The sequence below is a fragment of the Halobacteriovorax sp. genome (genome assembly GCF_048381875.1).
GTDB classification, from domain to species: domain Bacteria; phylum Bdellovibrionota; class Bacteriovoracia; order Bacteriovoracales; family Bacteriovoracaceae; genus Halobacteriovorax_A; species Halobacteriovorax_A vibrionivorans.
On sequence record NZ_JBLXBP010000004.1, the window covers coordinates 107,925 to 120,431 of the forward strand.

The following is a 12,507-nucleotide window of genomic DNA, read 5'->3' on the forward strand; positions in this document are numbered from 1 at the left end:
ATGAAATCAGTTGAAGTACATAAAATTGTCCAAGGAATGAAGAATAGTCTTTTTAAAAGGGCCAATTCTTTTTCTATTGGAATGCTTAAATCTCACTTTAGAGGCACGGGGCTTAAGTTTAAAGAACATCAAGTGTATGTTCATGGTGATGATGTACGTTTTATAGACTGGAAGATGGTGGCAAAAACGAATACACCATATATTAAGACATTTGAAGAAGAAAGAAATGTTGAAATAACAATATTATTAGATTGTAGTCCCGGAATGGTAATTGGTCATAATGGCGTCTCTAAAATACAGGCGGCTTTTGAAATTATCAGCCTTTTATACTTACTTTCAGAAAAAACACATGACTATATTGAAACAATAATTTGTTTAAACGATAAAGTTGTAAGAGTTCAAAAGAAAAGAGGAGAAGCAGGTCTCGTCGCATTTGTCGACAGCTTGAGAAAATCTAAAGTTATTGATGAAAATGGTGAAGTGAATACGGAATTTCTTGTGAATCAAAAAGAAAGAAATTTCGCAAAATTTGATAAAGAGTTAGTAAGAGAGTTTTATAAAAAAAGAGAGGTCGTTATACTAAGTGACTTCTATGAATTTCTTTCTCCTGAGACCTTAAAGAGGTTAACGGTTAGAAGGCACGTTCATGCCTTCAGGCTGTTAACTCCCTTAGATACTTCTGATGAGTTTAGATTTACTCTAGTTGGACGAATCGCAGGAAAGGGGAGTGGACGAGTTAATACTCGCTTTAAAGGGAAAAATGAAAAGTTAGATTATGATTTTCGTTTGAAAGATATTGATGTTAGTGATCGTTATTTAGATGTTTTTGTAAAGGAGATGCTATGAGATTTCTTTTACTTATTATTTCTATTCTGTCTCTGTCTACGTTTGCACTTGATACAAAGCTAACACTTGAGCTTATCGATAAAGAGAGTTCATGGGATGTTGGTGAAATAAAAGACTTTAAAATCATGCTACATCCAATTAGTGAAGTAAGTGATCAGGATATTAAAAAATCATTACTTTCTAGAAACTTTGTGGACATGATTAAAATCCTAAAAATAAAGAAGCAATTTATTTTAAAAGAAAATCCAGAGTATTATATTGTTGAAGCTAGAGGTGTGCTAATAAGCGAACCTAAGCCTAACTTTCCAAAGATTTGGGACTATCGCGGTATGGCAGTCGCTGTGGATTATTCTGCTATATCATTTTCTAATACTCCGGTTTCAAGACAGGACTTCTTTGTTTTTGATAAGAGTGTGCCTGGCCAGTTAAGTCCTTTAATGATTCTGTTAATTTCTATAACTGCAATCGTTATTCTTATTTTAATCTTTATATTCTTTCGTAAGATTCAAACAAAGAATGCTCAAAAGAAGCATTGGCAGAATATTGTCGATGAATTTAAAAAGGTATCAGATCGTAAAGGTCACGAGTATATATACTCAAATCGTCATAAGTTTTATGAAATATTTTCTAATAAAGATGCTTATGTCGAATATTTAAACTTAACTAATAAAGTTCAGTATAAGAAGAATTGGGATCAGAGCGACTTAATAACATTAGAGGAGGCCCATCGTAAGGCCAAGGAGAATATTGTTGTTAGATAGTTACGTGTTTCAAAATAAATATTTATTTATTGCTGGTCTAGTAGGATTACTCTTTTGGATCTTAGACTTCTTCAGTATCATGAGAAAAGGGGAGTTAATTCTACCTCCAAAATATCGTACACAAAATGCCTTCTCAATTATGCGAGGTATCTTGTTAGTTCTTGGTGTTATCTCTTGGCTTCTTATTAGCTTCGCTCTAATGGGGCCCAAAACCCCGATGGGTAAGAGTAATGTAAAAAAAGAAATTAATGACATCTATTTTGTTGTGGATGTTTCACGTTCGATGCTCGCAGAAGACTTTCCTCCAAATCGCTTGGAAGCAGCTAAGGAACAGATACGAAAGTTCGTTGAGCTCTCGCCAGTAGATCGTATTGGAATTATTATGTTTGGAGATAAGGTCTTTACTCTAATTCCTGTTACAACTGATTTAAAGCTTGTGGAGCAATCAATAGAACAAATTAAAATTGGTTTTTTAGGTTCTGGTACAAATATTGGAGACGCTTTAGGTCTGGCACTTGCAAGATCTGAGACGAGTATAGCGGCGAATAAGTCAATTGTTCTTCTAACTGATGGTAGTGCTAATGCTGGTCTAATGTCACCTATGCAGGCCGCTGAAAAAGCAAAAGAGCTTGGAATTAAGATCTATACAATTGGTATTGGTGGTGATCCTAATGCCAAACTACCGGTTGGTAGAGATGCATATGGACGTAAACGTTATCAAAATATGCCAGGCCAAAGCATGGACTTTGAAACTCTTCGCAAGATTGCACAAGAGTCTGGTGGAAAAGACTTTGTGGCCTCAGACAATGACTCTCTTAATGAAGTTTTATCTGAAATTAATAAGCTTGAAAGGAAAGGCCTCGAAATTAAAGGACGAATAATCTATAAAGAGGACTACTATAAATATCTGATGGCCGGATTCTTCTTATTAGTTTTTGTTGAATCTGTTCGACGTATTGGATATAGGGAAGTTGCGTAATGGAATTTGTTAATATTAAATTATTAGTGATTTCAGTTGTGGTTGTAGCAATTTTTTCTTTGGTTTCACTACGAATTAGAAATAAGTTTTCTAAACTAGTGCAGTCTATTTGGTCATTAAAAATCAAGAAAAGACAAAAAGTTTCAATTATCTTCTATTTCTTATCATTTTTTATTTTTGCTTTTGCTGTAGGTGATCTTAGAGGTCCTGAAGAAGTCGTTGAATCTAATATACCAAATCAACGAACACTCATACTTATTGATAATTCTATGAGTATGCTTGTAGAGGATGTAAGGCCGAATCGAATTTCTAAGGCAGCTATTATTGCAAAACATTTTGTTAAGAATGCCTTTGGCCACCAAATATCATTGAGTATATTCTCTGATATTCAAAGAAAAATTGTTCCATTTACTGATGATTTAGACATACTTGAGTCGCGTCTTGAAACAATGTTGTCGGCAGCACCAGATGGGGGCTCAAATGTTAGTTTAGCTCTAAAGGAAGCATTTCAATACTTTAAAACTTCTAATGGGTACACAAAGGGAAATATCCTCTTAATTACTGATGGTGAAGAACATGGAAGCATTGATGTTGAAATCCCTGAAGAAATTAGTCTTGGAATTGTAGGTGTCGGAACACCAGATGGTGGTAAAATTCCTGTTCGTGATAAGCGTGGAAACTTTAGACGATATAAAAAACATAACAATGTTGAAATCGTATCAAAATTAAATAAAACTTTCTTTGAGGACTTAGTAGAGAAGTCAAAGTATTCAAAAGTATGGTTTATCGAATCATACAGTTTACCAACTCAAGAGATATTGGACTTTTTTAAAAATGTACATTTAAATGCCTTTTCTAAAGGAAGTTTCAGATCTCGTCCTGTTCTGGGGTATTGGATTATTATTAGCGCAATTATTTCATACGTTATCTTCGTGATACTAAGTCGCTTTAAAATGTTTAATGCAATGACAGCAATCTTCATAATGTTAATTGTTGTTGGCCCGAAAGATAAAGCGTTTGCAAATCAAGAAGATCTAGCAGCGCAGCCGAACCCCTATCAAGATGAGCTAGTTGAAAAAATGCGTAGAGGAGAAATTACTCATAACGAAAAGTTAAAGCTAGCTGAACTGTATTTAAAGCAGAAGAATGGTCAAGAGCAGTCCGTAGAAATTTATAGTGAAACATTAAGTAATTATGAGAATGAAAAGGATGAAGACCTTTTTAACTACGCTACAGCTTTACTCAAAAACAATCGACTCGAGGACTCATTAAACTTATTTGATTATATAAGTACACGTACTCAAAACAATGATTTAAAAAAGAAAATTACTGAGCAAATTAAGTTGGCCTTGAAGAAACAAGAACAAAAGAAGAAACAAGATAAGAAAAATAAGAAAGATAAAAAGAATAAGGATCAAAAAGATAAGAATAAGGATCAGAATAAAGACAATAACGGGAACTCTGAGCAGAAGAAAAAGCAGGGTCAAAATAAAGACGATAAAGGCCAAGAGAAGAAAAATAAGAAGTCTGGTCAAGGTAAAGAGGATCAAGAGAAAAAGCAGCAGAGTCAAAAGAAAGATTCTAAAAATGGTAATAAAAAAGAACAAAAAACTAAGCAACAGCAATGGAAGCAGATTGAGAGTCAGGCAAAACGTAAAAAGAAGATGCGTAAGGCCAATGGTGTTTTTAAGCAAATTATGAATGATGACGCTCAGTTGCAACAAAAATTTATAGATACTTCATCTGAAGGTGATAATAATCGTAAGGACTGGTAATGATAAAATGGATTTTAATTTCACTTCTTGGTTTATCTACTTTTGCACAAACAATTACAGCAAAAGTAAATTCAAGTCAGGTAGCATTAGAAGATTCCTTCAAGTTAACGATTTCTTTTGAAAGTCAAAGTAATGTTGAGCCATATGTAAGTTTCAAACTTAATAATGGAGAGATAATTTCTGATAACACTAATGATGCAAGCCGTATGATGGTTAAAGGGATTTTTGCTGGCGGTAAAATGATCCAGAAGAAGATCTATAATTATGTCTACGAAATAAGAGCGAGAAAGCCTGGTACTACTGTTGTAAAAGATATTGAAGTCGACTTAGGTGGAAGCGTTGTAAAGCATCGCTCACTCTCTGTACGAATTTTAAGGCAAAGAGCGGCCCTGCAAGATTATTTTGTTAGAGCGGAGGTTGATAAGTCACAAGCCTATGTTGGTGAGCGCATTGATTTAAATTACTATGTATATTTTAAGGGTGAGATTACAAACCCTGAATTTGTAAAGTTCCCAGTACAAAAAGGTTTTTTAAAGAGATTCGAATTACCTCGCACTAATGTAGAAAGAGTCAGTATACAAGGTGAAGTATATAAAAGGTTACTAGTCTATAAGTCAGTATTGTATCCAGAAAAAACAGGTGATCTTTCAATTGATCCAATTGAGCTAAGGATTCAATATCCTGATTATAAAAGTAGAAGAAGAAATGCTTTTGGAATGTCATTTTCTTTTTCAAGCGCAACTTATAAAACAAAGGTTATACGAAGTGATCGCGTTAAAATTAAATCGATCCCAATACCTACAGAAAATATGCCAAAATCATTTACTGGCCTTGTTGGACAACATCGCTTTGAACTGAGCTTTAATAAGTCTAAGGTTGTTGTAAATGATGTTTTAGAGGCTAGGTTAAACGTTGTCGGTGACGGTGCGTTGGAGAAATTTGAAGCACCTCGTTTAATTAGCTCAGATGCTTTTGAAGTATTTGAGGCCCGTGCAGAAATGATTGAGAAAACACCTCTTGATAAGAATAAACGTTTTGATTACACATATCTTGCAAAATATTCCGAAGATATTCCAAAAAACTCATTGGAACTATCGATTTTTAATCCACTAACACATCAATTTGAAACGACGAAGTTAGAAATTGATGCTCTTTCTATTATTGGTTCGGGAACATCTTCTTCAAATATTTCTTCAAAAGAAGCTACAACTGTAGCCAAAGAAGCAAAAGAAAATATTAGAAGCACTGTCGAAAAGAATATTCAACAAAATGTTATGGCACCTGTCTTTAAACCATCACAAAAACGCAACATTTGGACAATTATAAATTATTCACTCGGTGCGATTGCTGTGTTTATACTTGCCTTAACCGCTTTTCCATATATTAGATTATTTAAGAGAGATCCTCTTAATGATCTTAAGAAAAACTTTGTTTATTCTCAAATCTTTCACTATATCTGTACCTATTCAAATAATAAGTCAGGTGATAGTCTGGGAGATAAGATTGAGAACTCAAACTTAAGCAGTGAAGCTCGTACTTATTTTAGTGATTTAGTTGAGAACGCAAGTAAAAACGAATACAAGGGTGCAAAGCTTCCATTGAAGTTCGAAAAGAAATATTGGAACGAACTAATAAGAGAATCAAATGAAAGTAATTAAATCTTTGAATGAGTTAAATGAACTCGACTATGCTGTCACTATTGGTAATTTTGACGGTGTCCACTGTGGCCATCAGAAAGTTATAAGAAATATTAAGGACGAGTGTGAAAACTCCAACTTAAAATTAGTTGTTGTTACATTCACACCTCACCCAATTCAGATCCTAAATCCCAAGGAGCATTATCTAATTAATAGTTATTCAGAAAGGCGTGAACTTTTATCTGAATTAGGAATTGATTATTTATTTGAAATTGAATTTAATCGAGATATTTCTCTAATGCCACCAAAGGACTTTTTGGATGAGTTTATTTTTAATGCAAAGGCCCCTGCTAAGTTTTATCTTGGACACGATTTTGCATTTGGTGCACAAAAAAAGGGTAATCATAGTTTTGTAAAAAAATACTGTGAAGATATTAATACAGAAGTAATTGTTTTATGCTCTTTTGATGTTGAGGGAGGAAAGGTCTCAAGTACAATTGTAAGAGAGGCCCTTGCTGATGGAGATGTTGAATCAGTTAGAAAGTATCTAAAGCGCGACTACTTTATAAGAGGACGCGTCATTAAAGGTGCTGGACGAGGACGTCAAATCGGGATTCCTACAGCTAATCTCGATCTTGATAGATATCGTCGATATCCCAAAAACGGTGTCTATATAACAAAGACAAAATTTGGTGAGTCAACTTGGTATTCCGTTACTAATATTGGTCATAATCCAACTTTCACTGATGGTATGGGGGTTTTTGTCGAAACTCATATCCTTGACTTTGATAATGATATTTATGGTAACGAGATCGAGGTATCTTTTATTAAAAGGCTTCGCGATGAAAAGAAGTTTGATTCTGTTAACGATCTCATTGAGCAAATTAATTTAGATGTTGATAAAACAAGAGAATATTTCAATGATTAAACTCGCTCTCTTAGGAAAAAGTATTCATCATTCTAAATCTCCGGATATTTATGCTGAACTTTTTAATAATGAAGTCGAATATACTCTTCTCGATATAGCAAAGCCTCAATCAATTCCTTCTCTTGATGAAATTTTTAAAGAGCAGATGGGCCTATCTATTACTGCACCCTATAAAACTCATTTCATTAATGCTGTGGAAATGGATACTACCGTTAGAAAGATTGGCGGTATAAATTGCATTAAAAAAGAAGGAAGTCAGTATATTGCTACAAATACTGACTATTTAGCGGCAAAAGAAATCTTTTTAAGAGAAAACTATAATGAGAGAGAAGTTGTTGTTCTTGGAAGTGGAACAATGGCAAAGATGTTTAATGTCTTATTTGATGAATTAAATATAGATTATGTTCAGTACTCTAGAAAAGTTGATGGAAACTTGAATGATATCAATTTTGAACAAGAATTTAACCTCGATAAATTGTTGATAATAAATTGTTGTGCCCGCGTATTTCATTTTAATTTATCATTATCAAGAAATACTATTTTCTGGGATATGAATTATAAACATTCGTTCCATGAGTCTTCCCTGACAAATAAACTCACTTATATTGATGGAAGTGAACTTCTTTACCTACAGGCAGTGGCCGCAAAAAAATTTTGGAACTTTACGTTATAATATAAACAAATAGTTAATAATTATTTGTTTGTAAGTAGTTAATTTTCAAAGAAATTTATACTGGGTAAAGTAAAGTGATAAGAAAAGAATTCCTCGAAGTTATTGCAAAAACTGGAATGGTTCCAAGAAAAGACTTGGTTCCTCTTTCAGCAAATAAGAATCCTGGCGTTGTTTCTGAGTTAGATTTATTAAAGTTTAACTTCTTTGATGATGTGAAGTTTGCAAAGGCCGTTGCAGAAAATAGTGGCCTTACATATGTTGACCTTTCAGAGACGAAGGTTCCGGGCTCAACTCTTCAAATGATTAAGAAGGGTGTTGCAACAAAGTATAGAATTGTTCCTTTAAAAAGACAGGCCGGCTCTCTTGTTGTTGCTATTTTTGATCCTTCATTAATAGAAGTTAGAGCAGAAATTCAAAAAGATATTCAATCCAATGTCGAGTTTGTCCTTACCTCATTATCAGCATGGAAAGCTCTTTACCAAAATATTACCGCATCAATTGATGAAATTCTTGAAACAGTTAGAGAAGTTAGGGCCGATCAAGCTCAAGGTGATGAGAATGTTAAAGAAGAAGATATTGGTGAAGATGTAATTTCATTTGTAAATAAGATCTTAGCAGAGGCATATCTTAAAAAGGTTTCAGATATTCACGTAGAGCCTTATGAGAATAACTTTAGAATTAGATTCCGTCTTGATGGTTCTCTAATTGAATACGCACAGCCTCCAAAGTCGATGCTTATGCCACTGGTTTCAAGAATGAAAATTCTAAGTCAGTTAGATATTTCTGAAAGAAGAATTCCTCAAGATGGACGTATTAAATTAGAGATCGATGGGAACCCAATCGATTATCGTGTTTCAACGCTTCCAACTTTATTTGGAGAGAAAGTTGTAATGCGACTTCTCGATCAATCAAACCTTCAGCTTGATATGACAAAGCTCGGATTTGAACCAAAGCAATTAGAAGTTTTTCTTGAGGGGATCAGGCAGCCATATGGGATGTGCTTAGTAACAGGGCCAACTGGTTCAGGTAAGACAACAACTCTTTATTCGGCACTATCAGAACTTAATAGTATTGAGAAAAATATTTCAACAGCTGAAGATCCTTGTGAGTTCAACTTAGAGGGGATTAATCAGGTTAACGTTCGAAAAGACATCGGTTTAGACTTTGCTCGAGCTCTAAAGGCCTTCCTTAGACAAGATCCTGATATTATCATGGTTGGGGAGATTCGAGATGAAGAAGTTGGTGAGATTGCTATTGAAGCAGCACTAACTGGGCACATGGTTCTTTCTACTCTACACACAAACGATGCACCATCTACTGTTACAAGACTTTTAAATATGGGACTTGAGCCTTTTCTTATTACAGGCTCATTGAATGTGGTTGTCGCCCAAAGACTTTGTCGAAAGATTTGTGAAAATTGCAAAGCTGTTGATGAATCAGTCGGCGTTGAAGAAATTATAGCCTGTGGTGTTACCCCGAACTCTGCAAAGAATTTAAAAGTCTACAAAGGTAAAGGCTGTGAGTTCTGTGATGGAAGTGGATATAAGGGGCGTGTCGCAATATATGAAGTCTTAGAAATGACTCCAGGTGCACGTGAGCTAGTTTTAAAAAACTGTTCATCTGATGACTTAAAAAAACAGGCCATTGCTGACGGTATGAAAACACTCCGAATGTCGGCTCTCACTAAAGTTGCTGAGGGTGTTACGACATTAGAAGAAGCAGTTAAAAACTCAAGTATCGATAAACTATAGTAGGAACTACAGGAACCAAAAGATGAGTAACGATAGTACACAAACAAAAACTCAGACCGAAACACATGCAGGTGGTGCTGCAATTACAGAATCGCTAAAGATTCAGCAACTATTTAAGTTAATGGTCGATAACGGTGGCTCTGATTTACACCTTACACCGGGAACGGCTCCAGCAATGAGAGTAAATGGTGATATTGTTCGGGTAAAGCTTCCGGCCCTCGATGCCTCGACAAGTAAAGCTTTGATCTATCAAATCTTATCAGAAGAGCAAAGAAACGAATTTGAAAAGAACTTAGAACTCGACTTGGCCTTTGGGATTAAAGGATTAGCTCGATTTCGTGCGAATATATTTTATTCTAAAGGTGGTGTAGCGGCCGTTTTTAGGTTAATTCCAAGTGCTGTACCAGATTTTAAAGCTCTAAATCTTCCAAATGTTTTAATGGAGATGACAGATGTAACTAATGGTCTTTTCCTCGTTACTGGTCCAACTGGTTCCGGGAAGTCAACAACACTTGCGGCACTGATTAATCGTCTCAATGAAATTGAGCCTGCACATATTGTTACACTTGAGGATCCTGTTGAATTTGTTCACCCACATAAAATGAGTATTGTGAACCAAAGAGAAATTGGTCGAGATACACATTCATTTGAAAATGCATTAAAGGGTTTATTAAGACAAGACCCGGACATTGTGCTCGTTGGTGAGATGCGTGATGTTGAAACAATTGAAGCGGCTTTAACAATTGCAGAAACTGGTCACTTAGTTTTTGGTACTCTTCACACAAACTCATGTGTTCAAACAATGAATCGTCTTGTTAACGTTTTCCCATCTGATCAACAAGATCAGGTTCGAACTCTTTTATCTTTTGTTCTCCAAGGGATTGTTTCTCAGCAGCTGATTCCAAAAACATATGAGCCAGGTCGAGTGGCCTGCCTTGAAATCTTAAGACCAACTTCTGCCATTAGAAATCTAATTAGAGAAGATAAGATGCACCAAATTTATTCTCAGATGCAAATTGGACAGGATAAAACGGGAATGACAACCATGAACCAGGCCATAAAGAAGCATGTCGATTCAGGTGCCATTGATGTTGAAACAGCAATGTCTTATTCAACAAACCCAGAAGAGCTAGGTCCACAACTTGGTATTAAGGAGAGATAGAGTAAGTTATGCCACTATATAAATGGGAAGGACTCGATAAAAATGGAAAGAAAGCTAATGGTCAAATTCAGGCCAATAGTGAGAAAGATGCAAAGAAGCGTTTGCGCGCTCAAGGTAATCGTGTCCGAAAAATTATTCCACCATCAATTCTTGAATTTGATATCAATGCTTGGCTAATCGAAAAGGGAATAGGCTCGGCCTTTGGTGCAGCAGAATTAATGAATTTCACTAAGCGTTTATCAATTATGATTAATGCAGGTGTACCGATAATTTTATCATTAGAAATTATCTACAAATCTGAAAAAAATCCCGCTCTTAAAAATGCTATTAAAAATATTGCAACGGATGTTGCTGAAGGTAATACTCTTGCTGAAAGTATGCGTAAGCAGCAAGGATTTGATAATCTCTACTGTAACCTCGTTAAGGCAGGTGAAGTTGGTGGTATTTTAGATGAGATCTTATCAAAGCTAACTGAACATTTAGAAAAACAAGAGAAGATTAAAAAGCAGATTAAATCTGCTATGAGTTATCCATTAATTGTTTCTGGCATCGGTGCTCTCGTTGTTTGGGGTCTTATTACTTATGTTGTTCCTCAATTTACTTCGATGCTAACAGATACTGGTCAAGCCCTTCCCTGGATTACTCAATTTGTCATCGACACCTCTGATTTCTTCGGAGAATATTCTGGAAAAATGATTTTATTTGGAATTGCTGCTTCAATGTTTTTTACCTACTTTGTGAAAACACCACAAGGTAAGATTTTATTTGATAAGTTCTCCATGAATGTTCCAGCTTTTGGAAATGTAATTATTAAAGGAAGTCTTGCTCAGTTTTCAAGAACGCTTGCAACTCTACTTGGTTCAGGTGTGGCCCTTATTGATGCCTTAGAAATTTGTATTGAAACGATTGATAATAGTGTTATCTCAAATGATATCAAAACAGTACGAAAAAAGGTTGTTGAAGGTAAGACGTTAACTGAACCATTAAGTAAGATTGACTACTTTCCAGAAATGGTTGCGCAAATGATTAAAGTTGGTGAATCGACAGGTTCAATTGATCAAATGTTAGCAAAAATCTCTGATGTTTTTGAGGACGAGGTTAATGAGGCCATCACTGGAGCAACAAAGATGCTTGAGCCATTAGTGCTTGTTGTCTTAGGTGGGATTATTGGTGGAATTATGATCGCAATCTACTTGCCAATGTTTATGTCAGCAGGAGCTTAGTAAAAGACAAGAATTGTGGGCAAATTAGTTAATATTTATTGGTATGTTAACTATTTAAGTTGTTGATATTATATAAAGTTAAGATTTTTTTTAGTTATACCGTAAAGTTATACTGAGGGATAAAATGGGTCTAAATTCCATTTATGAACTCAATAAACATTATTAATCTATCTAAATTAGATTAACGAGGAGAACAGAAATGAAATTTACACAGGAATTAAAAAACTCGAAGGGGTTTACCCTGGTTGAGTTGATGGTCGTTGTTGCCATCATCGGAATTCTATCTGCGGTAGCAATTCCAAACTTTAAGAAGTACCAAGCAAAAACAAAAACTTCAGAGGCTAAGCTTCAACTAGCAGCAATTTATTCAGCGCTTACATCACTTCAAACTGATTATGATGCATTCGCAGAATGTCTTGATTACGCAGGTTATGTTCCACCAACTCAAGGTAACTATTATGCAGTAGGTTTTGATTCAGCTGATGATGATAGAGGTGGACGTGCAATTGTTGATGCCAACTCTGGTACTGGTGATTGTACAGCTGATCCTATTTCAGGTGTTGCACAGAGAAAAAGTGTTGCCGGTAATAGTGCAACTCAGGCAAACTTAAGTGAAGTGACAGCTGTTGTATCTGCGGATGGTTCGACATTTGTAGCCGGTGCAATTGGTTATATCTCAGCCGACTCCGCTGCAGACATTACTGAAGCTGATAGTTGGACAATTAACGAAAACAAGTCTTTAATTCATACCAATACTGGTTACTAATTAAAT

11 protein-coding genes are annotated in these 12,507 nt (G+C 35.2%); all 11 read left to right on the forward strand.

All coding sequences use genetic code 11. From position 1 onward, the window contains the following. The 11 genes from ACN5L8_RS12995 (at nucleotide 1) to ACN5L8_RS13045 (ending at nucleotide 12,501) form a co-directional block, all read left to right on the forward strand. Nucleotides 1-846, forward strand: a complete 846-nt coding sequence (locus ACN5L8_RS12995; protein WP_114706123.1) for a DUF58 domain-containing protein — start codon at nucleotides 1-3, stop codon at nucleotides 844-846. After that, a complete protein-coding gene (locus tag ACN5L8_RS13000; RefSeq protein ID WP_419173239.1) occupies nucleotides 843-1,607 on the forward strand; it encodes a hypothetical protein in 765 nt (254 codons plus the stop codon). The genes ACN5L8_RS12995 and ACN5L8_RS13000 overlap by 4 nt, the downstream gene beginning before the upstream one ends. After that, nucleotides 1,597-2,586, forward strand: a complete 990-nt coding sequence (locus ACN5L8_RS13005) for a VWA domain-containing protein (protein ID WP_419173240.1) — start codon at nucleotides 1,597-1,599, stop codon at nucleotides 2,584-2,586. Before ACN5L8_RS13000 ends, ACN5L8_RS13005 begins: the two co-directional genes overlap by 11 nt. Beyond that, nucleotides 2,586-4,361, forward strand: a complete 1,776-nt coding sequence (locus ACN5L8_RS13010; RefSeq protein WP_419173241.1) for a VWA domain-containing protein — start codon at nucleotides 2,586-2,588, stop codon at nucleotides 4,359-4,361. The genes ACN5L8_RS13005 and ACN5L8_RS13010 overlap by 1 nt, the downstream gene beginning before the upstream one ends. Then, nucleotides 4,361-6,019, forward strand: coding sequence for a BatD family protein (locus ACN5L8_RS13015; RefSeq protein WP_419173242.1), 1,659 nt, complete (start codon nucleotides 4,361-4,363; stop codon nucleotides 6,017-6,019). Before ACN5L8_RS13010 ends, ACN5L8_RS13015 begins: the two co-directional genes overlap by 1 nt. Then, the gene (locus ACN5L8_RS13020; RefSeq protein ID WP_114706128.1) at nucleotides 6,006-6,926 is read left to right on the forward strand and encodes a bifunctional riboflavin kinase/FAD synthetase; all 921 of its coding nucleotides are present in this window, start codon (nucleotides 6,006-6,008) and stop codon (nucleotides 6,924-6,926) included. The genes ACN5L8_RS13015 and ACN5L8_RS13020 overlap by 14 nt, the downstream gene beginning before the upstream one ends. Further along, the gene (locus ACN5L8_RS13025) at nucleotides 6,919-7,599 is read left to right on the forward strand and encodes a hypothetical protein (protein WP_419168921.1); all 681 of its coding nucleotides are present in this window, start codon (nucleotides 6,919-6,921) and stop codon (nucleotides 7,597-7,599) included. The genes ACN5L8_RS13020 and ACN5L8_RS13025 overlap by 8 nt, the downstream gene beginning before the upstream one ends. A gap of 74 nt (nucleotides 7,600-7,673) precedes the next feature. Further along, a complete protein-coding gene (locus ACN5L8_RS13030; protein WP_419168920.1) occupies nucleotides 7,674-9,350 on the forward strand; it encodes a GspE/PulE family protein in 1,677 nt (558 codons plus the stop codon). A gap of 22 nt (nucleotides 9,351-9,372) precedes the next feature. After that, nucleotides 9,373-10,512 (forward strand): type IV pilus twitching motility protein PilT, encoded by a 1,140-nt coding sequence (locus tag ACN5L8_RS13035; protein ID WP_120404032.1) that lies wholly within the window; start codon nucleotides 9,373-9,375, stop codon nucleotides 10,510-10,512. Between the two features lie 8 nt (nucleotides 10,513-10,520). Next, a complete protein-coding gene (locus tag ACN5L8_RS13040; protein ID WP_120404033.1) occupies nucleotides 10,521-11,735 on the forward strand; it encodes a type II secretion system F family protein in 1,215 nt (404 codons plus the stop codon). Between the two features lie 199 nt (nucleotides 11,736-11,934). Then, on the forward strand, nucleotides 11,935-12,501 hold the full coding sequence (locus tag ACN5L8_RS13045; protein ID WP_419173243.1) for a type IV pilin protein: 567 nt from the start codon (nucleotides 11,935-11,937) through the stop codon (nucleotides 12,499-12,501). The last annotated feature ends 6 nt before the right edge of the window (nucleotides 12,502-12,507 follow it).